The organism is Candidatus Rokuibacteriota bacterium, assembly GCA_016188005.1.
GTDB lineage: Bacteria > Methylomirabilota > Methylomirabilia > Rokubacteriales > CSP1-6 > UBA12499.
The window spans coordinates 14,996-40,009 of sequence record JACPIQ010000044.1; the positions used below are offsets into that span (position 1 = coordinate 14,996).

A 25,014-nucleotide genomic window follows, 5' to 3' on the forward strand; every position below is an offset into this window, starting at 1 on the left:
CGGGCCCGTGAGCCACGCCCGCTCGGGGCGGCTCTACCGCTGGCCCTTCATCTGCCTCTGCCTCTCGGTCTTTCTCTTCTACCTCTCCTTCAACCTGCTCTTGCCCCTGATCCCGCTCTACGCCATCGAGCTAGGGCTGAGAGAGGCGCACGTGGGACTCCTCCACGGCTTCTTCGCCTTCTCGGCCATGCTCTGGCGTCCGCTGGCCGGCCGCTGGGCCGACGCCATCGGCCGACGGCCGCTCGTGGTGCTGGGCCCGGTGATCTTCGCGCTCTCCTCCCTCGGGTACTCGGCGGCGGCCGGCGCGGCGAGCCTCCTGGCGCTGCGCTTCTTCCACGGCATCGGGATGGGCGTCGGCCCCACGGCGGGCAGCGTCGTGGTGGCCGACGTCGCGCCGCAGGACAGGCGCGGCGAGGCGATGGGCATTTTCGCCTTGACCACGACGACGGGGCTCGCCATCGGGCCGTATCTCGGCGTCGAGATCTCGGAGCGCTGGGGCATCCACGCGGCCTTCGTCACCTCGGCGGCCGTGGCCGCCGCGGCGCTGGCGCTGGCCCTCGTGCTCCCCGAGACGCGCCCCGCGGGGCTCCGGCCGCCGGGGCGCCTCTCCGTGCGGGGGCTCTTCAGCCGCGGTGCCCTCTACCCGTCGGCCCTGCTGCTGACGCTCTTCTTCGGCTACGGCGGCCTCCTCTCCTTCGTGCCGCTCTTCGCCCGGCGCGAGGGACTCGGCAACCCGGGCCTCTTCTTCACCGTGTTCGCCCTGGCCGCCCTCGTGGGCCGCACCCAGGCCGGCCCCCTGACCGACCGCTTCGGGCGGCGGCTCGTGCTCGTGCCGGGGCTCGTCAGCGCAGGCCTCGGGCTCGTGGTGCTGGCGGCGACCGGCACGCGCTCGACGATGGTCCTGTCGGCCATCGTCTACGGCCTTGGCTTCGGCGGCGCGCAGACCGCCCTCATGGCCATGATCACCGACCGGGTGCCCCCCGAGGAGCGCGGCCGCGCCATGGGAACCTTCTTCACGGCGTGGGAGCTGGGCATTTCCGCCGGCGCCATGCTCGCGGGCGTGCTGGTGGCCTCTCTCGGCTACACGGCCATGTGGTGGACCGCCGCGGGCCTGGCCGGGGCGGGCGCGCTCATCGCCTCTCCCCACATGACCCGCCCCCGCGGCTGACAGCCGTGGCCCGTCACATCATCCGAGGCGGATTGGGTGACCTTCCATGTTGCGATCGGCGCAGGAACGATGTGAGGTAAGATGACGCCCGGCCCCTTCTCAACGTAAGGAGGATCCCATGGCCCAGACGATGCTCGTCGGAAGCCTTCTCCTCATGGTCGGTCTCGCGGTTGCCAGCGTGAGCGAGGCCCAGCAGTTCAAGCTGACAAGCCCCGACATCAAGCCGAACGGCGTGATCGCCGAGGAGCAGGTGTTCAATGGCTTCGGCTGCTCGGGCAAGAATGTCTCGCCCGCGCTGTCCTGGGCTGGTGCCCCCAAGGGAGCGAAGAGCTTCGCCCTGCTGGTGCACGATCCGGACGCGCCCACGGGCGGCGCCGGCTGGTGGCATTGGCTCGTGGTCAACATCCCGGCGAGCGTCACCGAGCTCCAGAAGGACGCCGGCAAGGCCGACGGCACCACCCTGCCGCAGGGCGCGGAACACATCAGCACCGACTTCGGCGGCCCTGGCTGGGGTGGCCCCTGCCCACCGGCGGGCGACCGGCCGCACCGCTACAACTTCACGCTCCACGCGCTGAAAGTGGAGAAGCTCGATCTGCCCAAGGGGGCGACCGCCTCGCTCGCCGGCTTCATGGTCAACGCCAACTCGATCGGTAAGGCCACGCTGACCGGCAAGTACGGCCGGAAGAAGTAGCAGCGCCCCGATGCCTTCATCCTGCCCATGACAGCCCGGGTGATCGTCTCGACGCAGGACGGGGTGGCCGAGGTTCGGCTCAACCGACCGGACAAGATGAACGCGCTGGACCTCGGCATGTTCGAGGCGCTCGTGGAGACGGGGCGGGCGCTCGCGGGGGAGGCCTCGCTCCGCGCGGTGGTGCTCTCGGGCGAGGGGCGCGCCTTCTCGGCGGGCCTCGATTTCGCGAGCTTCATGGCGCTGGCCGAGGGCAGCGATGGGGCCGGCCGGCTCCTCCGGCGCGAGCCGGGAGGCACGGCGAACCACGCCCAGCAGGCCGCGTCGGTGTGGATGGACCTGCCCGTTCCGGTGATCGCCGCCGTGCACGGCGTGGCCTTCGGCGGGGGACTGCAGATCGCGCTCGGCGCCGACATCCGCTTCGTCACGCCCGAGGCGCAGCTCTCGGTGATGGAGGTCAAGTGGGGGCTCATTCCCGACATGACCGGGAGCCAGACGCTGAGACGCCTCGTGCGCCTGGACGTCGCGAAGGAGCTCACCTTCACCGGACGCATCGTGTCGGGCAGAGAGGCGGTGGCGCTGGGGCTGGCCACCCATGTGAGCGACGATCCACGCGGGGCGGCGCTCGCGCTGGCGCGGGAGATCGCGACCCGCTCGCCAGATGCCGTGCGCGCCGCCAAGCGCCTCCTCGACCGCGCAGGGCTCGTGACGGTCGAGGAGGGGCTCAGGCTCGAGGAGTCCCTCCAGCTCTCGCTGATCCGTTCGCCGAACCAGATCGAGGCCGTCCGCGCCAACATCGAGAAGCGGCCGCCGCGCTTCGTCGATCCCGCCTGACGGCGCCGCGCCCACGCCTCCCGGTCAGCGTGGCGCGTCCTCGACGCTGACCCAGCCGCCGCCGCGCGCGGAGGCCGCCACGGCGTCGAGCACCGCCTGGGCGCGCATGCCGTCCTCGAACGAGGGGGAGGCGCTCTGCCCCTTTGCGATCGCTGCGAGGAAGCGCTTCACGAGCGGGCCGATGGTCGCCTTGCCCGTGACCTCGATCGGATCGCCGTCGCCCACCGAGCGGGGAAGCCCCGCCCTGACCTGCACGGGCTCGAGCCCCTTCGTGCCGGAGGCGGCCAGAAGCTCGCCGCGGTACCAGCGTCCCGCCCGGCCCCGCCCGATGCTGTAGCGGAGCGCGCCGAGGCTGCCATAGGCCTCCAGGGTCTGGTCGTTGGCGGCGCGCGCCACGCGGCTCACCTGCAAGGTGGCCTGCGCTCCGGAGGCGATCTCGACCATCGCCGTGCAGAAGTCCTCGGTGTCCGCCGCCTTCTCGCCACCCGGCACCGTGCGCGAGGGATAGGCGATACCGGCGCTCGCCGACACGCGCACCGGCTCGCCGAAATTCCACCGGATGAGGTCCACCAGGTGGACGCCCAGATCGCCCATGACCCCGTGCCCGGCCTGCGCCCTGTCCATGCGCCATGTGGGCTGGACCGACTCATCCGCCCAGCGTGGAACCAGGTAGCGCCCGCTCACGTGGAAGAGCCGGCCGAGGAAGCCCTCGTCCACCATGGCGTGCAGCCGCTGCATGGCGGCGGGAAAGCGCCAGTTGAAGCACGTCATGGCCACGCGCCCGGCGCGGGTGGCCGCCTCGCTCATGGCGCGCGCCTCGGCGGCGTTCAGCGCCAGCGGCTTCTCGCACAGCACATGCGCCCCCGCGGAGAGCGCCTCGACGGCGATCACGCGATGGAGGGCGGGCGGGGCGGCGATGACCACGATGTCGGGGCGCGCCTGCTCGAGCATGGCCTCCCAGCGGTCGAAGGTGCGCGGGACGCCGTAGCGCTGCGCGACCTCGCGCGCCTTGGCCTCGTCGCGCTGGCAGACGGCGACCACCTCGCACCCCTGGGACTGGAAGGCCGGGATATGAGCGCGGCCGAAGCCGAGCCCGATGACGCCTACCGTGTGCCGCCGCTTCGCCATGTCGTGTCTCCCCTCGCCGGTCCTACGCCGGCCTCACGCGTGGATGCGCCCGCCCCGGGACGACCTGCGTGGTCCGAATCAGACGGAGGCGCCGGTCAGCCCGTGGTGGAAGAGGTCCCATTGCTGGCCCGCGCGTTCGACCATCGCCTCCACATCCTCGGCGAGGGCGTGACGGGCCGCCACGAGCGACTCGGCGATCGCGCGCACACGGCGCAGGTACTCGGCGCGCGAGGCGTAGCGCTCGGCGATGGAGGGACGCGGATCGCCCGAGGCCGCGCGCTCCGCCGCCGTGCGCGCGAACGGCAGCGTCGAGCCCATCATGCTCATGAGATCCCCCGGCGCCCCCTGGGCGGGATGGCGGGGGTTCCAGCCTGTGAAGGTCCCCAGCGGGACCGCGAGCTCCACGGGGCGGATGCCCGCGACCTCGTTGCCGTCGCCATCCACTGCGGAGACGAAGGTCACGAAGGGCGCGCCGACCTTGGGGGGCAGCTCCGTCACCACGCCCTCCCCGAAGGAGGCGCCAAGATCCAGCCGCGCGGGACGGGCGAGCCGGTCGGGAAAGCGCAGGCCGGGGATGGCGGCGAAGGCCGGCCGCGTGGATTCGGCAGGCACCGCCGTGCCGTCGGCGAGGCGCGGGACGGCGCTGGGGGGTGGCTCCACGCCCGCCGTCACCCACCGGTCGAGATTCACGAGGGCCGCGCGCAGGAGCGGCGCATAGTCCACGACGTTGAAGGCATGGAGCCCCCGCCCGCCCGTGTTGGGATCCGCCGAGGGCGGCGGCAGGGCGCCCGGCGTGTGCTGTGTCCCGGCGAGGAGATAGATGCGCACCTCCGCCGGTGGCTCCACGTCCCGGCCCCCCACGGCGTCGGTGTGGACCAGCGAGGCATCTCCCCGCCAGTACTCCGCGGAGGTGTTGATGGTGAAGATCCTCGGCACCTTTCGCCGGGCCCTGAGCCGCAGGAGGAGGCCGTCGCGCTCGCCCGTCACGGGATCGGTCGCCTCCTCGTCCGCGAAGGGGAAGAGGCTGCCCACGCCCTCCGTGGCGTTGAGCGAGGGCTGGCCGAAGCGCATGTTGAACTCGCCGCGCCGGGCGCCCGCCACATGCGGGATCACCGCGTCGAAGACCTGCCTTCCCGCCTCGTCCTCGTTGAGCCCGAGGTAGAGGAGATGGCGCAGGAAGCGCCCGCTCTGGGAGACGCCGAAGGCGTAGGCGCGCTCGATCCGGCCCGCGCAGGGGTTGCCGGCGGCGGCGGCGCCACCGCGGAGAAACGCCGCGGCGTCGCGCACGGCCAGCAGCCCCAGCCCCACCACCGGCGGATCCTGGGAGCGGTAGACCAGATCGTAGATCTTCCCCGGCTCGAAGCCACCGCCCAGGTGGATATGCGAGGCGTCGGGCACCAGGCGGTACTGCTCGCGCCGCCGGAAGCCCCAGGCGCTCCGCGGCACGACCACGGCCGCAGCGCCGGCGTGCTCGCGCACGGTCAGTGCCGCCTCCGGATCGTGGAGATCCAGGCTCGGATGGGGAATGTGGCAGCGGTCGGCCAGCGGCAGCACGTCGGCGCGGGCATTGGGCCGCCACTGACAGCGGAGCCGGCCCCCCGCGCCCGCGGCCCGGGGCGCCCCGAGGGCCATGAGCCCGTCCTGGCGCGGGACATCGGGCTGCCAGCCGCACCAGGCGACGGTCCAGCCGTGGCGCATGAGGAAGCCATTGCCGAAGTCCTCGGGGGCACTCGGGTCGGGGACGCGGACGCCGCTGTTGAACATGCCCAGCGCGACCTTGCGGCCCCGGTTCGGGACATCGAGGAGCAGCCGGCCGTTGCCCCGCGCGGGATGGAGCGGCTGGAGCAGGTAGAAGTCCGCCGAGCACTCGACGAGCCCCCGAGCGTTCCGCGGTGCCAGCTCCAGGTCGGTGATGCGCCGGTGGAGCGGATGCGCGGGATCCACGGCGAAGCGGATGATGCCGGCGCACTTCTCGTAGGCGCCCGCCGCGCCGAAGCCATGGCCGCCGAGGAGTCTCTCCCGCCTCGTGATCTCGAGGCCTGTCACCGCCATGCGCCGCCCCCCTGGTTCCGTGCCGCTCGCGCCTGCTGCGCCCTTGTCCTGCCACTGCCCAGGCGGGTATGCTACCGGCGCGGCAGAGATCGATCAAACGGAAAGCAGCGAACGACCGGTAGAAAGGGCATCCATGGAAACCCTCCTGCTCGATCGCACGCCCAGCGGCGTGGTGACGCTCACGCTCAACCGGCCGGAGAAGAAGAACGCCATGAACGGCGCCATGTGGAACGAGCTGCTCGCCGTCTTCCGCGAGGTGGCGGCGAGCCCCAGCGACCGCGTGCTCGTCATCACCGGGGCCGGCGATGCCTTCTGCTCGGGCGCCGACCTCTCGGCGGGCCGACCCGCGGAGGGGCATCCGATGGTCGCCATGCGGCACGTGGCCGAGGTCGCGCTGGCGCTGCACCACATCCCCAAGCCCGTCATCGCCAAGGTCAACGGGGTGGCGGCGGGCGGCGGGTGCAACCTGGCGCTAGGCTGCGACCTGATCGTCGCCGCCGACACCGCGCGCTTCTCGGAGATCTTCGCCCGCCGGGGGCTCAGCGTGGATGTCGGCGGCACGTGGCTCCTGCCGCGGCTCATCGGCATGCACCGGGCGAAGGAGCTCTGCTTCTTCGCCGACGTCATCTCGGCGAAGGAGGCCGCCGAGATCGGCCTCGTGAACCGCGTCGTGCCGGCCACCGAGCTTGACGCCTTCGTGAGCGGCTGGGCCGACAGGCTGGCCGCGGGGCCCCCCATCGCGCTGGGGCTGACCAAGCGCCTGCTCACCAACGCCTTCTCGGTGACGCTCGACGAGGCGCTGGAGCATGAGGGAATGGCGCAGAGCGTGAACCTCGGCACCGAGGACACGCGGGAGGCGATCACGGCCTTCCTCGAGAAGCGGGAGCCCCGCTTCAAGGGGCGGTGACGGCGCGCCGCCTCCAGGGGCGTCTCCTCGCATCGGGGCTCGCGCTCGCCCTGGCGGCCGGCGGCTGCGCCCCGGCGGCGACCCCGGACGCCGGGGCCAGCGTCGGCGTGAGGCAGAGCCCGGCCGGCGGGCCCGCCCGCGCCGGGCCGCCCACCCCGCCGGGCCGCGAGGAAGGGCGCTTCGGGCTCAGCCGCACCGATGCCCTCGCGGCGATCGAGAGCGGCGCTGGACGCGAGGCGCTGGCCTTCTACGAGCGCGAGGCGGAGCGTCTCGAGGGCGCGGGGCAGCGGCTGGAGGCGGCTCTCGCGCACACGGCGGTGTCCTTCACCGCTCCGCGACTGGGCGAGTACCAGCACGGCATCCGCGCGGGGACGCGCGCGCTGGAGCTGCTCCGGGACGCGCCCCGGACGGTGGAGGTCACCGCAGCCCTGGTCAGCGCCTCCAACTCGCTGGGCAACTCGTACCGCCAGGTGGGCGATCTCCCGCGCGCGCGGCAGACCTTCGAATCCGCCCTCGAGCTGGTCCAGGCCTCGCCCTTCAAGCGGCGCGCCAGGTTCTGGATTGGCAGCCTGTCGCGGGGACTCGCCAGCGTCGCCGCCTCCCAGGGAGACCACGCCACCGCGGTGGAGCAGGGCGCTCGTGCCGTCGCGCTCCTCGAGCAACGCGTCCGGAGCGAGAAGGCCGTACGCCCGAGACGGGCCGCGCGGCTCCACCTGGCGAAGGCGCTCCTCCTGGTCGGCAACGCCAAGCGCCATCTGGGGCGGCATGCCGAAGCGGAGGCCACGCTCCGGAGGGCACAGCAGGTCTCGGATGCGCCCGAGGTGAAGGCGCAGGTGGTCGGCGCCCTCGGCCAGCTGGCCCGGGCGCGGGGAGACAGGGCGGGCGCCCTCGAGCATTTCGCCAGGGCGCTACCCGAGGCGCAGCGGCTGGGCCGGGTGGGGCTGCTGGTCTCGCTCCACTCCGAGATGGGACGGATCCACCTGGCGGACCGGCGCTGGGAGGAGGCGCTGCGGGAGTACAGCGGGGCGATGCGGTTGGTGGAGGACGTGAGGAGCGAGCTGGAGGAGTCCGCCTACAGGAGCGGGTATCTCGAGGACAAGCTCGGGATCTATCACGGGGCCGCTCGTGCGGCGTTGGCGCTGGGCCGGAGCGAGGAGGCCTTCGGCTTCGCCGAGCGGGCCAGGGCGCGGGCCTTCCTCGATCTCCTGGGCACCCACACCACCCTCTCCAAGGGGAAGACGCGGGCCCTGGTGGAGGAGGAGCTGCGCCTCCGGGCGCAGCTCGCCGAGGCGCGCGCGGCCGCGGCCGACAGCGAGGGGGGCGACGAGGAGGACGAGGCGGCGACCGACCCGACGTGGGCGCGGGGGCGCCTCGCGGCCGCGGAGGCGAGCTACCGCGCCTTCCTCGACCGGGTGCGCGGGGAGAGCCGGGAGCAGGCCTCGCTCATGAGCGTGGAGCCGGTGAACTTGGCGGAACTCCAGCGCCTGCTGCCCGAGGGGACGGTGCTCCTCGAGTACCTGGTGACCGAGCCCGAGACGCTGCTCTGGATCGTCACGCGGACGGCGGTGGAGTCGCTGCGGCTCCCGGTGACCCGGCGCTTCCTGGTCGCCGTGGTGCGCGATCTCCGCACCGCTATCGCGGACAACGCCACGCTCGCCGAGGTCCAGGGCCGCAGCCGGCGGCTCCACGACGCGCTGCTCTCGGCCGCCCGCCCTCGCATCGCCGGGGAGCGCCTTCTGATCGTCCCGCACGACGTGCTCCACTACCTGCCCTTTGCGGCGCTCAGGAGCCCTCGGGGGCGCTGGCTGATCGAGGACTACACGCTGGCCACCCTGCCCAGCGCCAGCGTGCTCAAGTACCTCGAGGGCAAGGGCGGTGGCAGGGAGGCGCGCACAATCGCCGTGGGCAATCCCGATCTCGGCCCCGCCCTCTCGCTCCGCTATGCGGAGCGGGAGGCGCGCGCGGTGGGCGCGCACTTCCCCGGCGCAAGCATCCTGGTCCGCGCGGAGGCCACGGAGGCGCGGGTCAAGACGCTCGCGGGCGGGGGCACGCTCCTGCACTTCGCCACCCACGGCGCCCTGGACGAGCAGGATCCGCTGGCCTCGGCCCTCCTCCTGGCGCCGGAGGGCGCTGAGGACGGCCGGCTCGAGGTGCGGGAGGTCTTCGGGCTCGACCTCGGGGCGCGGCTCGTGGTGCTCTCGGCCTGCGAGACCGGGCTCGGCCGGCTCTCCCGCGGCGACGAGCTGGTGGGCCTGCAGCGCGCCTTCCTCTACGCGGGCACGCCGGCGGTGATCACCACGCTCTGGAAGATAGACGACCGGGCGAGCTTCGCGCTGATGGAGCACTTCTACCACGCCCTGGAGCGCGTCGGGCCCGCGCAGGCCCTCCGTCAGGCCGGGCGGGCGACACTCGCCGAGCACCCGCACCCCTTCGCCTGGGCCGCCTTCGTCCTCACCGGCGTCCCCGACTGACGCCGGGGCAGGCCTCTCCACCTCGCGCGCACGGCCGGGCGGGCGCCGAGCCGCTCGCGGCCATGTGGGTTCCCTCTACTTGACGAACCGCGCCGTCTCGAACACGGGGAGGTAGAACGTGAGGCTCTCCTTCGCGTCGTAGCCAAGGTCGAGCTTCGGGCTCGTCGCAAAGACGTACTTCCAGATGTAGAGGGGGACGGCCGCAACGTCCCGCGCGACCGCCCGCTGCACCTCCTCGACGTACCGCCGTCGCTCGTCGAGGGAGCGCCCCTTCTCGGCCTTCTCGATGAGCTCGTCGCTGCCGGTGTAGTGGCCGAAGTTCATCCCTTTCATCTGCCCGGTCGGGGGCGGAGCCGATGTCGAGTGGATCTGCCACCGGAGCAGCAGGGCACCGTCCGGCGCCCGCAGGGTGCTGTACGCGATCAGATCGTTCAGGTCTTTCCGGATCCGCTCGTGATAGACGGGGTGCTCGACGGGCTCGACCTGGAGCCCGATCCCCACGCGCCGGAGCTGCTCTTGAATCAGCAGCACGTGATCGAGCTGCACCTTGAGATTGCTCTGGATCATCCTCAACCGCAGATCCGTCCGACCGGCCTCGCGAAGGAGCTGGCGGGCTTTGTCGGGGTTGTACTCGTAGCGCGCGACACCCTGAGTGATGTGCCCGAAATAGGCGGGCGGGACAATCGAAGCGTCGATGACCTGCGCGGCCGCGCCGTAGAGCGTGTCGACGATCTCCTTGCGGTTGATCGCATGGGCGATCGCCTGCCGGACCCGGCGATCCTTCAGCGGCTCGTGATTCATGTTGAAGTACAGGATGACGTGCACGCCCGGTGCCAGTGCCCAGACCCGGTCCCCCCGACTCTGAAAACGGTCGATCCACTGCTGTTCGCTCAGCCCGGTCACGACCTGCAGCTCCCCGGCCATGAACGCGCGCTCGGCGGCTCCCTGGTCCGAGATGATCCGGAACTCGATGCCCGCGACGGCAGGCGCTCCCCGGAAATACTTCTCGTTCCTGGCCAGCACCACCTTCTGCCCGGCGACGTACTCCGTGAAGGCGAACGCCCCGGTCCCCACGGGCTTGAAGGTGAAGTCCTTGCCGCGTTCCTCCACGGCCCTCTTCGACACCATCCAGCCTCCCTGATAGTTCGCCACGAGAAGCAGGAAGAGCGGATCCGGCCGTGAGAGATGGATCGTCACCTCATGCGGTCCCTTGCTCCGAACCTCACGAACGTGAGCGTAGCCCGCCGCCAGTTTCGACTCGGGCCCCTTCAACCGGTCGAGCACGAACTTGACGTCCTCCGCGCTAAACTCCCCGTAGCCGTGGTGAAACTGCACCCCTCGCCTCAGCTTGAAGGTCCACGTGAGGCCGTCCGGAGACACGCCCCACTCCTCGGCCAGGTCGGGAAGGAAATGCGTCAGGTCCGCGCTGCCCGGCCGGAAGCGTACCAGCCCGTTGTAGATCTGCGACTTCACCTGGGCATCGTTCCAGAGAAGACTACCGTTCTGTGGATCCCACCCAGCCGATGGCTTCGCATTGATGTGGGCGCGGATCCACTGCAGCGGCTCCGCCGCGCTTGCGACGTCAGCGGGTCCCGTCACGGCCAATACGGCCAGCGCCGTCATCACCGCGAGCCACGTGCGCAATGTCGATCGTGTCCTCATCGGTCGTCCCTCCACAGAGCGGCCATCACTTGAGCCGCGGATCCAGATAGTCTCGAAGCGTATCGCCCAGGAGATTGAAGCACATGACCGCCAGCATGATCGCGAGCCCTGGGAACACGACCAGCCAGGCCGCCTGCCACAGGTAGTCCATCCCCTCGCGGACCATCGACCCCCAGCTGGGCATCGGAGGCCGGATGCCGAGGCCGAGGAAGCTGAGCGCCGCCTCGACCCGGATCGCGTTGCCCAGGTAGAGCGTCGCCACGATACCCACGGTGCCCGCGATGTTGGGAACAATGTGCGCCAGAACCACCCGTACGTCGCTGGCCCCGAGGGCGCGCGCCCCTTCGATGTACTCGAGTGATGCGACGGTCACGACCAGATTCCGGATGACGCGCGCAAACCGAGCCGCCAGGCCGATGCCAATGGCGAGCACCAGGTTCGGATAGCTCGAGCCGAGCGCCGCGACGACCATCAGCCCGAACAGGAGCGGTGGAAATGTGAGCAGGAGGTCGATCAGGCGCTGAAGGGCGAAGGCGCTCCGGCCCTTGAGAAACCCAGCCGGGAGCCCGAGGAGGCTCCCGCCTGCAAGACCCGCGAGGACGGATAGTACGGCGATCCCGAGCGTCGCTCGAGCCGCCCACACCATGCGGGAGAGCACGTCGCGCCTGAGGCCATCCACCCCGAGCCAGTGCGCCTGCGACGGGGCTTCGAAGCGCGTTGCGCTCGCGACCAGCTGTCTGTAGTCGTAGCGTGCCAGGGCTCTGGGCGCGATCGCCGCCAGGAACAGCGACACGAGAACGATGGCCGGCAGGATGAGTGGCAGCGCCTGCGCCGTCCGCCGTGTCACCCTCATCACCGAGGGACTTACCGGTCCCGCCCCGCTCACTCGAACCGGATCCGTGGGTCGACGGCTCCGCACAACCAGTCCGTCAGGAGGTTCACGAGAATGAGGCTGCCGCCGATCAGGGCCAGCAATCCCTGAACGACGGGGTAGTCCCTGGCCACGATCGATTCGACCAGGAGCGTTCCGATTCCGGGACGCGCGAACACCGCCTCCACGACGATGGCGCCCGCGAGCAACTCGGCGAACAGAAGCCCGCTGAAGGTGATGACCGTCACGAGCGCGTTGCGGAGCGCGTGGCGAAGCACGACGACAAGGCCCGTCAGCCCCTTCGCGCGCGCCGTACGGATATAGTCCATGCCAAGCACGTCGAGCATGGCCGAGCGCGTGAGTCGCATCACGAAGGCCGTCTGGATCATTCCGACGGTCACCGCTGGTAGCAGCAGGTGGTGTATCCGCTGGGAAAACACGGCCAGATCGCCGCCCCCGATCACCGGGAACAACGTCCACTTCACCCCGAACGGGACGACCAGCAGAACGCCCAGGACGAACGCGGGCATCGACTGGCCCACCTGGCTGAGCATCCGAACCACGAGATCGCCGCTCGTGTTCCGCCGAACGGCGGCGAGAACGCCGGCCAGGATGCCGAGGCAGCTCCCGATGAGTGTGCCGGCCACCGCCAGGTCGACGGTGTACGGCACGGTTTGTCCGATGAGCGCCAGTGCGGACTGGTCCGAGCGAAACGACTGCCCGAACCGACCGGACAGCATGTCCCGGAGAAAGCTGACGTACTGGACGCCGATGGGCCGGTTGAGCCCGAGACTCGTCCGGACTTGCTCAAGGGACTCGGCCGTCGCGTCGCTCCCCAGGATTGCATACGCCGGATCGCCGGGGAGCACTCTGAGGACGAAGAACACAATGGTGAGAATCAGCAGCGCGTTCACGGGCACGAATACGAGGCCGCGGCCAAGATACGTCAGCACCGCGCCATTGCCTCGCCCCGCATCCGCCGGTCAGTCACCGGCGATCGGATCGGACAGCGCGTGATCGTATACAGCGAGCACGTGATCGAGCTCGGTCCGGGTGTGCGCCAGGGAGAGGTAACTCTTGCTGGCCGGGTTCACGAGGACGCCCTCGCGCAGCACACGAAGCCCCAGGGCCCTCGCCCGTCTCTTGTCGTGTCGCAGGTAGTCCGCGTAATTCCGCACGGGCCCCGTGGTGAACAGGATCTGGTACCAGGGACCGACTCCCACCGCCTGCGCCTGGACGCCATGCTTCTGGAACAGGCGGTTGAGACCGGCCCGCATGTAATCCCCCATCTCGTGCAGGCGTTCGTACGTGCCCGGCGCGCGAAGCACGGCGAGGGCAGCAAGCCCGGCGCTGGTGCTGATCGGGTTGCCGTTCAAGGTCCCGGAGTAGTGGATCGACCCCGGGTGAGTGCCGTCGCCCACCAGGTCCATGATGTCCTTCCGGCCACCGATGATTCCGATCGGATAGCCGCCCCCCACTGCCTTGCCGAGGATCGTCAGGTCCGGCGTGACATTGTAGAACTGCTGAGCCCCGCCATAGGCAAGGCGAAAGCCCGTGACGATCTCGTCGAACAGCAAGAGGACCCCGCATTGTCGAGTGACGTCGCGAACCGTTTCAAGGAAGCCAGGCTCGGGAGCGATCACGCGCTGGACGGGTTCCACGATCACCGCCGCGAGCTCGGAGGCGTGCTCCGCGATCAGCCGGGCCGCCATCGGCGCATCGTTGAAGGGCGCGACGAGGACGGTGTCGCTGGCGCCGGATGGCACGCCTCGCGACTCCACGACGCCGCGGGGATACTGCGCGAGGCGGGGCGCGAACTGGCTGACCAGGGCGTAGTCGGAGTGGCCGTGGTACCCGCCCTCGAACTTCAGAATCTTCTCCTTGCCGGTGAAGGCGCGGGCGAGGCGCATCACATGGGACGCCGCCTCACTGCCCGTGCTCGCGAATTTCACGAGCTCGATGCTCCGCACGGCCTGGATCACTTCCTCTGCGAGCTCGATCGCGTGAGGGTTCAAGCAGGAGAAGTGACTGCCCCTCGTCGCCTGCTCCGTGACGCGCTCCACGACCAGTGGATGCGCGTGCCCGACAAGCAAGGGGCCGTTTCCCATGACCAGGTCGATGTAGCGGCGTCCGGCGTCATCGAAGACGTACGCCCCCTCCCCCCGTTCGATGACGGGGGTCAGGTCCGGGGGGAAACCGAGCCGGCTCAGCTGTCCGCCCGAGATCGCGCGCGCCGCCCGCCCGTAGTCGAACCGCGTAGCTTTCACCATCTCCCTCTCCCTGTCACTGCTCGGCCCCGAGTCGAATGATCAGGTTGCGGAGCTCGTCCACCTCCAGCCGGCCCCCCGTCGGGACGAAGCTCGTCGATTCGCGTTCCTCCACCAATGCAGGGCCGTCGACGCTGTACCCCGCCGGCATCGCTTGACGGTCGAGCACCACGCAGTCTGCGAAGACCGCTTTGCCCAGGTACACGTTTCGCCGGCCTTTCTTCACCTCGCCGCTCGGCCGGGACTGTCCTCGATTGTCGAGCACCAACGAGGCGACTGGCGACGGCGCCTCCACGACGATCCGCCATGTGACCACCTCGAGCGCAGTGGTCCGATCGAGCGCGATCCCGAACGTCTGTCGGTACACGGTCTCGAACGTCTGCTGGAGCTGAAGGGCCGACGCAGGCCCGACTGCAACGTCATCGAGAGAGACCGTGATCTCGTAGCCCTGACCGGCGTAGCGCATGTCGACCTGGCCTTCGATCGTCATCTCGCGCTCCGCGACGCCGGCCCGTCGCAGGATCTCGACACCCTCCTGTCGCATCTCGGTGATGAACGAGCGCACCCGCACCCAGTCGATGGCCTCCAGATCGCTCACGTAGCTTCGTGCTTGCCGCGCCGAGAGTGGAGCCTCGAGGAGCCCGAGCGCCGCGGTGACGCCGGCGCCATAGGGCACGACGACCGTTCCGATGCCGAGCAGCCGCGCAACCTCGCACGCGTGCGCGGGCCCCGCGCCACCGAAGGCGACGAGCGTGTAGCGACGCGGGTCCCGTCCCTTCTCCGTGAGCGCCACACGAGCCGCCGCGGCCATGTTCTCATTGACGATCGCCCGGATGCCGACGCCGGTGTCCAGCGGAGCCAGCCCGAGCGAGGTTGCGAGACGAGCAACAGCCTCGTGGGCCGCCTCCTCGGCGAGCCGCATCTCGCCCCCGAGGAAGTAGCGGGCGTCCAGATAGCCGAGCAGCAGGTTGGCGTCCGTCACGGTGGCGTCGCTCCCACCGTTGCCGTAGCATGCGGGCCCCGGCGCCGCGCCCGCACTCTGAGGCCCGACCTTCAGGAGGCCGAGATCGTCAACCCATGCGATCGTCCCTCCCCCGGCGCCGATCTCGAGCAACTCGACGGACGGCACTTGAAGCGGCAACCCGCTGCCCTTCTTGAAGCGTCGGATCCGAGCGACCTCCAGTTCGTTCACGAATGTGGGCCGGCCTCCATCGACGACACTGAGCTTGGCGGTCGTGCCGCCCATGTCGAAGGCGAGGACGTTCGAGAGACCGATGTGTCGCCCGACGAACGCGGCCGCAATGGTGCCAGCCGCTGGCCCGGATTCCACCAGGCGGATCGGCATCTCGACCACCCGATCCACCTCTCCGATGCCGCCCTCGGACATCATGACGTGCAACGGCCCCTTGTAGCCGAGGCTCCGGATACGGCCATCCAACCGGGTCAGATAGCGCTGCACGAGCGGTTTCACGTAGGCGTTGGCGACCACGGTCGACGTCCGAGGGTACTCGCGAATGACCGGCGAGAGCTCCCCGGAGAGCGACACCTCGAGGTCGGGAGCCAGGCGGCTCACGACGTCACGCACCGCCCGCTCGTGCGCCGGGTTCGCGTAGGCATGAATGAGGCACACCGCGACGGACGCAACACCCGCGTCCCGGAAATCACGCACGATTCCGGCAAGGTCCTCAGTCGCCAGCGGCTCGCGCTCAGCGCCCGTCGCCCCGATCCGTCCCCTGATCTCTCGCCGCAACGCGCGTGGGACCAGTGGCTCCGGCTTCTCATGGTAGACATCGTAGATGTCGTACTTGTACTCGTTGCCGATTTCGAGCGTGTCGCGGTAGCCTGCGGTCGTGATGAGCCCTGTCCTGATGCCCTTGCGCTCGATGAGCGCGTTCGGGACCAGGGTCGTGGCATGAGACAGGCGACCGACATCTTCGAAGCTGGCGCCGTACTCCGCGAGAAGCTGCGCGAGGCCCGACAGGATCCCGTCGCTGGGATCCTTCGGCGTGGTGAGCGACTTGCCGAACATGATGACGGAGCGTTCGGGATCGATGAGCACGAAGTCCGTGAACGTGCCGCCGACATCGATACCGATACCGATCCCCCGCACCCCGGCGCCGCCGGCCGCAAGGCCGTTCGCCGTCATTCGGTCGACCCCTGGTCGGACACCCTCGAGCCGGTCGTCGGATCGACCCCGTAGATCGCGCGGCACGCCATGGGCGAGATGATGCCGCCCTCCAAGTCATGCATCACCCGCTCCACATCGCGCTCCGTGGCGCGTCCGTAGCCACCGCCGCCGGGCGTGCCGATGGACACCCTGTCCCCCGGCGCGATCATGACCCTCCCGAGCGGGGGGAGCCTGCCGTTGCTGTTGAGCCGGAGCCCGGCAAGCCCGCCGGCGAGCCCGCCGACGCGCCCAAGGGCGGGAAGTCGGAGCCGCACCATGTGCGAGGCGTACATCGCCGGTCGCTCCGACAGAAGCTCAATGACCACGCGCGCGCCGAGCCCCCCCCGGAAGCGGCCCGCCCCTCCGGAATCCGGCACGAGTTCCTTGCAGTGGAAGAGCAAGGGGCTGTGCTGCTCGATCATCTCGATGGACGAGATGCCGCAGTTGCTCGGAAACGCCGTGCACGACAACCCGTCCTTGAACCGCGCCGCCCCCATGCCACCGGAGGCGAGCAGCACCTCCGAAAAGCGACCACCATCCGGCCGCTGGCCGCTGAAGACACAGCGGCTCGCCGGGGCCCCCGGGTCGCCGACGACGAGATCCGGCGCGACCTGCTCCATCGCGGCGAAGAGCCCGGCCACCAGGTACTGGCCGGTCGCGTGCCGGCTGTTCACCGCCGCCGGAAACGTCGCATTCACCAGCGAGCCCTCCGAGGCACGGACCTCGAAGCGTCGAAACACCCCCTCGTTGTTCGGCAGCGTCGGGTGGAGCAGGCATTTCAGCGGGAACATGGTGAGCGCAAACGTGTACGTGTATGGGCAATTGATCGCCGCCTCCTGTGTCTGCGGCGACGAGCCCGCGTAGTCGACGACGATGCGTCCGCCGCGCACGGTCAGACGCAGATTCACGTGAAGCGGTTCGTCGAGGCTGTCGAGCTCGAGCGCCGACGCGTACTCACCCTCCGGCAGCGCCCGAATCACTCGTTCCATGGCGGCTTCGGAGCGCGACTGGATTTCGTGGAACACCGATGTCGGATCGTCGACGTCGTACTCCAGACAGGTCGTGAGCAACCGCTGTCGGCACGCTTCCATCGCGGCCACCTGCGCGTGCATGTCGCCCAGGACCTGGTTCGGGACACGCACGTTGGCCGAGATCACGTCGAGCAGCGTCTCATTCCACCGGCCGTGATTCACGAGCTTGGTCGGCGGAATTCTCAGCCCCTCCTCGAACACCTCGCGGCTGTCGCCAGACCAGATGCGGCCACCGACATCGCTGAGGTGCGACGAGCAGGCGGCGAAGCCGATGATCCGGTCCCGGTGGAAGATCGGCATCGCCATGTTGAGGTCGGGTAGGTGGCCGGTCCCCATCCACGGATCGTTCGTGATGATGATGTCCCCCGGCGCCATCTCCTCCGCCCGGTACTTCGCCAGGAAGTGCCGGACGGTTCGAGGCAGCGTGCCGATGAACCCCGGGACGGTGATGTTGCTCTGGGCGACGGAGCCGCCATCGCGGTCCAGCAGCACGACCGCGAAGTCGAGGGCCTCACGCGCCACGGGCGAGAATGCTGTGCGGCGCAGCGTCACGGCTCCTTCGTCGACGATCTGGATCAACCGGCTCCAAAAGATCTCCAGCTCCACGGGATCCCAGCGGCGCTCGCTCGCTGGGTCCTCGGCCGGTCGCGTACCGCGCTCAGAAGGGGCCATGGTCCTTCAGAATGCCACGTGACGAGACTCGGCCATGAGCTCGCGCAGTCGCCGAAGCATGTCCTTGGCAACCGGTCCGGGGACGCCGCTGCCGATGCTGTGCCGATCAATCTCGGTGATCGGGCAGATCTGCGTCAGCGTCGAGGTGAAAAACACCTCCTCGGCCATGTAGAGGTCATACGGAGTGAGATCGGCCTCCTCCACGTCGACGCCGCTTGCCCTCGCGAGCCGGATGACCGTTTGCCGCGTGATCCCGTCGAGAATGTTCGTGCGCCGAGGCGTCAGCAGCCGGCCCTGCTGCAGGCAGAAGATGTTCTCGCCTGCCCCTTCAGCCACGAAGCCTCGCATATCGAGCATGATCGCCGCATCGACGCCTGCATCCCACTGTTCGAATTTCGCCATCAGGTTGTTCAGGTAGTTGCAGGACTTGACCCGAGGATCGAAGACCTCCGGCGGGACGCGACGCGTGCGGGCTATGATCGTGCGAATGCCCTTGTTCTGGCGGATGTCTTCGCTGTGCTTGCTGCGGAGCTGCGGAATGACGACGATCGTCGGTCGCTCGATGTCCCTGCTGTACTCCAGACCGAGCGGACCAGCGCCGCGCGTGACGAGCAGCCGCATGTAGCCGGACTCGAGGTGGTTGCGCCGCACCGTCTCCAGCACGGCGTCGACCATGCTGTCTTTCGTCATGCCGATGTCGATCCGGCAGTAGCGCGCCGAGAACCACAGGCGGTCGACGTGTTCCTGCAGCGAGTAGACCCGGCGATTGCTGATCCCCAAGCCTTCGAAGACGCCGTCGCCGTACTGCATGCCATGATCGGTGACGGACACGGTCGCCTGGGACAGTGGCATCCAATCCCCGTTGATATATGCGAGAAGGTCTGCGCTCACGATGACTCCTCCACCGGTGCTGGACCGCGCCGGATCCCTAGACGCCGATGAGCCGGCCGTCTTCGATGATGAGCCGGCCGTCAACTTCCAGCGTGGGCCGGAGGATCACCCCATCGAGATGGAGCTTGCTGTAGATGGTGCCGCCGATATCGTCGTTACGTCCGAGAGCGACGTGGATCGCCCCGAGGATGTTCTTGTCCTCACGCTGCACGCCCGTGATGCGCGCCTCTGGGTTCAAGCCAATCGACGCCTCCACGGGCATGTGCCAGGCATTCTCGTCGCCGAAGCGGCGAATGTACTCCTCCAGCTCGCGGGCCTGATACCCGCCCTCGATCGACTTGATGCGCCCCTGGTGCACGGCGAAACGAATCGGCTGCTGCAGGAGCCCGATCTGGTGCAGCGTGGTGTCGACCACGATCACGCCGTTTGCCGTACCCTCCACCGGCGGGATGTTGAACTCCAGACCAGGGAACACCACTCCGTACAGCGGACTCCCCTTGCGCCCTTCCTCGGCGCGCCGGAAGACCTTCAGGGGATGCCGACTGCCGTCCGGCTCCTTCGGCACGAAGATGCGGCCCTCGACGCTATACGTTACATCGGTGCCCAGCGAAGAACGAAGCCGCGCCATCCGGGCGCCTTCGAGCCGCTTCCCCAGTGCGTACCGCGTGCGCAGCATCTGCTGATAGTCTGCCGTCACTCCGCCCCGCGTTAACATGTCGGCCGTGATGCCGCCGTCCATCACGATGGTGGGGACGCCGGCTCCCATCGTCCGATGACCGGCAGGGCTGTGGAACATGCCCGTCGTCGCGACCAGCACGACCAGATCCGCCCTCGTCATGGCCTCGACGACCGGCTCGGGAGGGTCCAGGTAGTCGGCGGGCCGGGGCGGGAACAGCATGACGCTCGGTGTGGCGCCGAGCTCGTGGACGCACGTCGCGACGGCCTGCCAGACTAGGGGATCATGCGCCGTGTCGGTGACGATCACGACGTGTTGACCGGCCTGCGCATTGACCTCGAACACTGGCCGGATGTATCGGAGCATCTCGATGCAGCGGGTCGGAACGGCCTCTGCGGGACGCAGCATGCGAGTCTCCTTCGCTTTGCCGATTCATCGCTCCTGAGGTCTCGGCTGACGTCGACCCGTTCCCTCGACCCGGTCACCCACCGTCACGTCTCCGATGAGCGCCGAGCCGTCTTCCGCATCGGCCTCGAGATGTGCCCCAATTCCTCCGACATCGTCTCGGCCGCCGCGACGACAGCCGGGATGAGCCGGTGGATGCGAGCCGGCGTCAGGTGCAGCCGGGGTCCGAGAACATTCACGGCTGCCACGACCCCTCCGTCCTTGTCGAGGATCGGGGTTGCGATCGCGGCCGCGCCGCGGACTGCCTCGCCCTCCGAGACCGCGACGCGCCGCGCCCGGATGTCCTTGAGCTGCCGCAGCAGCTGCATCCCATCCGTGAGGGTCCGCTCGGTGATCGCCTCCAGCGGGCGACCGCACACGATCCGGCGAGCCTCGTCCTCCGGCATGAAGGCGAGCAACACCTTCCCCGCCGCGCCTGCGTGAAGCGGCCGGGTTGCGCCGACGTTGATCGTGATGCGCAGCTCGTGCTGGCTCGGGGCCACGTCCACGCAGAGCCGATCGCGACCAGTCCGAACGAAGAGACAGACCGTCTCCTCCGTCAGCGCCTGGAGCCGCCGGAGGTGTCGCCGGCACACCTCCAGGAGGCCGGAGTGATTGAGCGCCAGCGTGCCGAGGCGAACGAGCTCCGGGCCAAGCACGAACGCACGATCCTCCTCGCGTTGCCGGACGATGCCGTGGTGCGAGAGCGTCCACAGGATCCGAAGCAAGGTTGCCTTGCTCATCCGCAGCGCGCGACTCAGCTCGGACAGGCCAAAGGCGGCGCGATCCTCAGTGAACGACGCCAGAATGACCATCGCGCGATCGATCGCCTGCACGCGCCCCGGCCGGCCGCGTGTCCGTGCCGGAGGAGGAAGCGCTACTCCGGTCGCGCGTCGCGTCGCTTTCCCTCCCGGCGGATCACGCCGCCAGCTGGTTCACAATACGAACCGGTGGTTCAAAATGGCCCCCCTCCCTATTACGGCGGCGGGGCACACATTGTCAATGCCCTTCTTGCCGTGAGAGGCGCCGATGCCAAATCAGCCGGATGGCCAGCTCGGTCTCGCGGGCACGGAAGGCCGCCGCCTCGTCACTCCAGGCCGAGGTTCCAGCGCCGGGTCCGGGCGAACTCCGGAGGAACGGGCGGCAGGTCGGACAGGACGAAGCGGACGAACTCCGCCCGGGAGCGGTACTGGAGGGCGGGATTCTCGCGGCGCTCACGGCCGATGGTCGAGCCCAGGGGCCCGGCCAGGGCCGAGCTCGGTGCGCTGACGCTCACATGAGCCGGATAGACCTCCACGGGGTCGGGCAGCTTGAGCAGGGTGCCGTGGAGGCTGTCGTACAGACGCTCGGCCAGGGCGCCCGCCGCGCCGGCCTCCTCGACCTCGGGACGTCCCACCCGGCCCGGCAGGAGGGTGTCGCCCGTGAGCACGCTCCAGGGCTCGGTCGCCCGGCTCCGGTCCGTCACCAGGAGGGAGAGCCCCTCGGGGGTGTGGCCCGGGGTGTGCAGCGCGGTCAGGCGGACATTCCCCAGCTCGTGCTCCTCCTCGTCGGCGAGGCCCGCGTGGGGGAAGGCCACCTCGGCCGACTCGTGGAAGAAGACAGGGGCGCGCGTCACGGAGGCGAGCAGGCGAGCGCCGGAGCGGTGATCGCCGTGGGCGTGGGTCTCGACGATGTGGGTGATGCGCAGGGAGGCCTGCGCGGCCGCCTCGAGATACGGGGCGATGTCCTGCTGTGGATCCACCACAGCGCAGCTGGCTGCACGCGGTCAGCCGAGGAGATAGCTGGCGCAGCCGGTACCGGGCGCGAGGATCTGCCGGAAGATCATCGGAGGGCCCCCTTCTTGGGCGTGGGATCGGTCACAAACGACCCTAGGGGCCCCCAGGGCGGCCGGCAAGTCGAATGATCAGAACCGAGCGATCGTCGGCGCTTATCGGAGCGGCCCCTCCTTGCCCGCGCGGTAGCCCGCGCAGGCCCGATGGGCCGGGGTGGTGCAGGTCGAGGCCAGGGTCGCCGGGGCGGGGAAGCGCATGCCGAGCCCGGGCCGGCGACAGAACGCGCTCACGGGATACACGCACAGGCGATCGGCCGTGACAGGCACGAGAAACGGACACGTCTCCGGTGGCGCGGGCCGGGCACTCTTCTCCATGGCTATGTCCGGTACGCCACGCCGTCAGCGACCAGCGAGAAGCGCGGGACTACCGGCGTGCCGACGGAGGCGGTGTGCGCCAGGGCAAGGCAGCCCTTCTTGCAGCGGATGCGCGCGGGTTCCAGGAAGGCCGAGCACGAGACGACGTCGGCCGGATACTCGGCGCCCGGCCAGGAGAGGAACGCCGCGTCCACCCGCCGATGGGAGAACGGGCAGTCGAACGACGTCCGAGCCACCGAGGGGCTGGCCGGCAGGAACTGGGCGAAGACCGTCAGCAGCAGCGCCCCAGCCACCATCACGACCAGGGGACCCAGCAGGACCAGGACCACGAGGCTCGCCACCACCGCGCCACCCCATTCCATGATCGCCACCTCCCTGAGCGGCCAAGCGCGCCCGTGACGCTCTGGACCAGCGCGTCGGAGACGCCTGGGCCCGACCACTCGACGGGCCACTCCATGCCCCCACCCTCCCGCGGCGACACCTGCCTGCAGCCGACTTTGCCGATTACGTGTGCAAGCCGAGTGCCGGGGTGTGTCGCCCCAGAATGACTCAATCTCGGCAGGTTGGCAACGGGGTGCGGGAGCCGCCCGCTCCGAAGTGGTCCCCGGCTGTCTCAGGTGAGGCTCGCCCGCCCCAGCGCGCTCCACAGCCGCGTACGGGCTCAGCCGCTCCCGGCCGACTTGCCCTCCCCTCCCCCGCCCTGTCGCTGCCGCTCCAGGAGCCCCCGCGCGATCACCAGCCTCAGCGCCTCCGTCGTGCCCTCGCCGATGCGCCAGCCGCGGACCAGCCGGTAGAGCCGCGCCAGCGGATGGCCCTCGACGACGGCGGCGCCGCCCGTGAGCTGCATGGCGCGGTCCACGATGCGCGCCACGGCCTCGGTGGCGAGCGCCTTGGCCATCGCCGTCTCGGTGTCGACGGCTCCGCCGCCCTCGGCGAGGCGGGCGCAGGCCCCCAGCGCCGAGCGCGCGGCGAAGAGATCCATCGCGCTGTCGGCGATCATGGCTTGTACCTGCTCCCGCGCTGCGGGCGGGGTGCCGCTCCGGTGGGGGCGCGCCGTCTGGCTCAGGGTGTAGCCGAGCACCCAGCGCCCCGTGCCGCAGGCCTGAGCGGCCGCCCGCCGCCTGAGCGCCGTGATGCTCTCGAGCGCGCGCGGCAGCCCCTGGCCGATCTCCCCCAGCACATCCTCGGGCGGCACGGGAGCCTCCCGCAGCTCGAACTCGCCGTGCAGCCCTCCGTCCAGCGTGCGCAGCTCGCGGCGCAGCACCACTCCCGGAGCCGCGCGCCGGAGCACGAAGAGCGCCGTCCCCGTCGGCCCGCCCTCGTTCTCGGTGACGCGGGCCACCGTGAGCAGGAGATCGGCATGGGGCCCGTCGGTGACGAAAGCCTTGACGCCGGTGAGGCAGAAGGCCTCGCCGCGCCGCACGGCGGTGGTCCGCGGTCCCTCGGGGGTGTCGGTGAAGGCGAAGGCCGCGCTGAGCTCCCCTGCGAGCACCGGGGCGAGGAGGCGGCGACGCTGATCGGCCGTCCCGTGGCGCAGGAGTCCGCCGTCGCCGCCCAGCACGAAGCGGCCCAGAACGCAGTTGGAAGCCGCGATCTCCTCGTGGAGCGCGGCCTGGCCCACGGGGCCGAGGCCGCCCCCGCCGACCTCCGCAGGCTGGAGCAGGCGGAAGAGGCCGCGGGCCTCCGAGCGGGTGCGCACCCAGCGTCTGAGGGCCGGCGGCGCGTCCGCCTCGTCCCGCACGCCCTGTGCCCGCTCGGCGGGCAGGAGCTCGTCGCGAAGGAAGGCGCCCGTCCGCTCGCGGAGAGCTTCGAGCTCGGCGGGCAGCGCCTCCGGGGCCAGAGGGATCACGGCCGGCCGCGGGCCGCGCCGTTGCCGATCAGCTTCTCGAGCTGCTCCAGCTGACCGCTTGTGCCGAGGGCCAGGAGGCGATCGCCCGAGCCCAGCACCAGGTCACGCCCCGGGTTCACCAGCGGCGCGTCCTCCCGCAGGATGGCCAGCACCGTGGCGCCGGTGGCGTGGCGGATGTCGACGTCGCCGAGGCTGCGCCCGAGAATGCGGCTGTCGGCGGAGATGGCCAGGTCCTCGATGTTGAGCGCCTCGTTCCCCTTGCGGAGCGCGGTCTCGAAGAAGTCCACGACGGTCGGGCTCAGGATGAGGTGGGCCAGGCGGTGGCCGCCGATGGCGTAGGGGCTGATCGCGCGGTTGGCGCCGGCGCGGATGAGCTTGGCCACGCTGGCCTCGTCCACGGCCCGGGAGACGATGTGGAGAGCCGGGTTGAGGACGCGCGCCGAGAGCACGATGTACATGTTGGTGGCGTCGTTGGCCGTCGTGACGATGAGGCCGCGCGCTCTGCGGATGCCGGCGCGATCGAGCACCTCGTCCTCCGTCGCATCCCCCTGGACCCAGAGGTAGCCGCGCTCCTCGGTCCTCCGCGCGGCGGCTGGACTGGGGTCCACGACGACGAACGCGACACCCGCCTCCTTCAGCTCCAGCGCCGCCTGGCCCCCCACACGCCCGAGCCCCGCCAGGATCACGTGCCCCGCCACCTTCGCGATCTGCTTCTCCATCCTGCGCCTCCCCCCGGGATCGGCCAGCCGGACCGTGACGAGATACTCCATGAGGACACCGAGGGCGTAGAAGAGGCTCCCCACCCCGACGACGGCGAGGGCCATGGTGAAGATGCGCCCCGTCCCGTCGAGGGGCTTGACCTCGCCGTAGCCCACGGTCGTGATGGTGATGACGGTCATGAAGAGGGCGTCGAGCCAGCTGCCTCCGATGCCCCGCCAGAGCCAGGCGTAGCCCACCGTCCCCGCCCCCACGACCCCGGTCACGAGCGAGAGGGACAGGAGCACCCGGGGCCGCAGGTAGCGCGTCTCCCGTCGGGCCAGCGGCTTCCACATGAGGCCCGCATCATAGCAGCGCGGGCGCAGGGTTGACG

The 25,014-nt window shown here is 70.2% G+C and carries 21 protein-coding genes; 5 read left to right on the plus strand and 16 right to left on the minus strand.

Annotated features, from left to right (window positions below):
* The first annotated feature begins 7 nt into the window (after positions 1-7).
* The 3 genes from HYV93_08835 (at position 8) to HYV93_08845 (ending at position 2,690) form a co-directional block, all read left to right on the plus strand.
* The gene (locus HYV93_08835; protein ID MBI2526072.1) at positions 8-1,168 is read left to right on the plus strand and encodes an MFS transporter; all 1,161 of its coding nucleotides are present in this window, start codon (positions 8-10) and stop codon (positions 1,166-1,168) included.
* A gap of 118 nt (positions 1,169-1,286) precedes the next feature.
* Entirely contained in the window at positions 1,287-1,859 is a 573-nt protein-coding gene (locus HYV93_08840) for a YbhB/YbcL family Raf kinase inhibitor-like protein (GenBank protein ID MBI2526073.1), read from the plus strand.
* A gap of 27 nt (positions 1,860-1,886) precedes the next feature.
* Positions 1,887-2,690: a crotonase/enoyl-CoA hydratase family protein gene (locus tag HYV93_08845; protein MBI2526074.1), complete on the plus strand. Its 804-nt coding sequence runs from the start codon at positions 1,887-1,889 to the stop codon at positions 2,688-2,690.
* 24 nt (positions 2,691-2,714) lie between these two features.
* Here HYV93_08845 and HYV93_08850 read toward each other — a convergent pair whose 3' ends face one another.
* Both HYV93_08850 and HYV93_08855 read right to left on the minus strand, forming a co-directional pair.
* Positions 2,715-3,818: a Gfo/Idh/MocA family oxidoreductase gene (locus HYV93_08850; GenBank protein ID MBI2526075.1), complete on the minus strand. Its 1,104-nt coding sequence runs from the start codon at positions 3,816-3,818 to the stop codon at positions 2,715-2,717.
* A gap of 78 nt (positions 3,819-3,896) precedes the next feature.
* Entirely contained in the window at positions 3,897-5,870 is a 1,974-nt protein-coding gene (locus HYV93_08855) for a hypothetical protein (protein ID MBI2526076.1), read from the minus strand.
* A 133-nt stretch (positions 5,871-6,003) separates the two neighbouring features.
* On the opposite strand from HYV93_08855, the gene HYV93_08860 reads away from it, so the two are divergent.
* The gene (locus HYV93_08860; GenBank protein MBI2526077.1) at positions 6,004-6,777 is read left to right on the plus strand and encodes an enoyl-CoA hydratase; all 774 of its coding nucleotides are present in this window, start codon (positions 6,004-6,006) and stop codon (positions 6,775-6,777) included.
* Positions 6,774-9,248: a CHAT domain-containing protein gene (locus HYV93_08865; GenBank protein ID MBI2526078.1), complete on the plus strand. Its 2,475-nt coding sequence runs from the start codon at positions 6,774-6,776 to the stop codon at positions 9,246-9,248. The genes HYV93_08860 and HYV93_08865 overlap by 4 nt, the downstream gene beginning before the upstream one ends.
* A 75-nt stretch (positions 9,249-9,323) precedes the next feature.
* Here the strand turns inward: HYV93_08865 and HYV93_08870 are convergent, their stop codons facing one another.
* The 14 genes from HYV93_08870 to HYV93_08935 all read right to left on the minus strand — a co-directional run bounded on the left by HYV93_08870 (position 9,324) and on the right by HYV93_08935 (position 24,976).
* Positions 9,324-10,721 carry a polyamine ABC transporter substrate-binding protein gene (locus HYV93_08870; GenBank protein MBI2526079.1) on the minus strand — a complete coding sequence of 466 codons (1,398 nt, stop codon included), beginning with the start codon at positions 10,719-10,721 and terminating at the stop codon, positions 9,324-9,326.
* A gap of 214 nt (positions 10,722-10,935) precedes the next feature.
* A complete protein-coding gene (locus tag HYV93_08875) occupies positions 10,936-11,757 on the minus strand; it encodes an ABC transporter permease (protein MBI2526080.1) in 822 nt (273 codons plus the stop codon).
* A 35-nt stretch (positions 11,758-11,792) separates the two neighbouring features.
* Complete coding sequence (locus HYV93_08880) at positions 11,793-12,734, minus strand: ABC transporter permease (GenBank protein ID MBI2526081.1); 942 nt, start codon at positions 12,732-12,734, stop codon at positions 11,793-11,795.
* Between the two features lie 30 nt (positions 12,735-12,764).
* Entirely contained in the window at positions 12,765-14,051 is a 1,287-nt protein-coding gene (locus tag HYV93_08885; GenBank protein ID MBI2526082.1) for an aspartate aminotransferase family protein, read from the minus strand.
* 13 nt (positions 14,052-14,064) lie between these two features.
* On the minus strand, positions 14,065-16,194 hold the full coding sequence (locus tag HYV93_08890; GenBank protein MBI2526083.1) for a hydantoinase/oxoprolinase family protein: 2,130 nt from the start codon (positions 16,192-16,194) through the stop codon (positions 14,065-14,067).
* The gene (locus HYV93_08895) at positions 16,191-17,852 is read right to left on the minus strand and encodes a hydantoinase B/oxoprolinase family protein (protein ID MBI2526084.1); all 1,662 of its coding nucleotides are present in this window, start codon (positions 17,850-17,852) and stop codon (positions 16,191-16,193) included. Before HYV93_08895 ends, HYV93_08890 begins: the two co-directional genes overlap by 4 nt.
* A gap of 72 nt (positions 17,853-17,924) precedes the next feature.
* Entirely contained in the window at positions 17,925-18,809 is an 885-nt protein-coding gene (ilvE, locus tag HYV93_08900) for a branched-chain-amino-acid transaminase (protein MBI2526085.1), read from the minus strand.
* 37 nt (positions 18,810-18,846) lie between these two features.
* Positions 18,847-19,830, minus strand: coding sequence for a hypothetical protein (locus tag HYV93_08905; GenBank protein MBI2526086.1), 984 nt, complete (start codon positions 19,828-19,830; stop codon positions 18,847-18,849).
* A 146-nt stretch (positions 19,831-19,976) separates the two neighbouring features.
* Positions 19,977-20,744, minus strand: coding sequence for an IclR family transcriptional regulator (locus tag HYV93_08910; GenBank protein MBI2526087.1), 768 nt, complete (start codon positions 20,742-20,744; stop codon positions 19,977-19,979).
* A gap of 272 nt (positions 20,745-21,016) precedes the next feature.
* Positions 21,017-21,670 (minus strand): MBL fold metallo-hydrolase, encoded by a 654-nt coding sequence (locus HYV93_08915; GenBank protein ID MBI2526088.1) that lies wholly within the window; start codon positions 21,668-21,670, stop codon positions 21,017-21,019.
* A 186-nt stretch (positions 21,671-21,856) separates the two neighbouring features.
* On the minus strand, positions 21,857-22,075 hold the full coding sequence (locus HYV93_08920) for a hypothetical protein (GenBank protein ID MBI2526089.1): 219 nt from the start codon (positions 22,073-22,075) through the stop codon (positions 21,857-21,859).
* A gap of 2 nt (positions 22,076-22,077) precedes the next feature.
* Positions 22,078-22,437 (minus strand): hypothetical protein, encoded by a 360-nt coding sequence (locus HYV93_08925; protein ID MBI2526090.1) that lies wholly within the window; start codon positions 22,435-22,437, stop codon positions 22,078-22,080.
* 299 nt (positions 22,438-22,736) lie between these two features.
* On the minus strand, positions 22,737-23,924 hold the full coding sequence (locus HYV93_08930) for an acyl-CoA/acyl-ACP dehydrogenase (protein MBI2526091.1): 1,188 nt from the start codon (positions 23,922-23,924) through the stop codon (positions 22,737-22,739).
* Positions 23,921-24,976 (minus strand): potassium channel protein, encoded by a 1,056-nt coding sequence (locus HYV93_08935; protein ID MBI2526092.1) that lies wholly within the window; start codon positions 24,974-24,976, stop codon positions 23,921-23,923. Before HYV93_08935 ends, HYV93_08930 begins: the two co-directional genes overlap by 4 nt.
* Between the last annotated feature and the right edge of the window lie 38 nt (positions 24,977-25,014).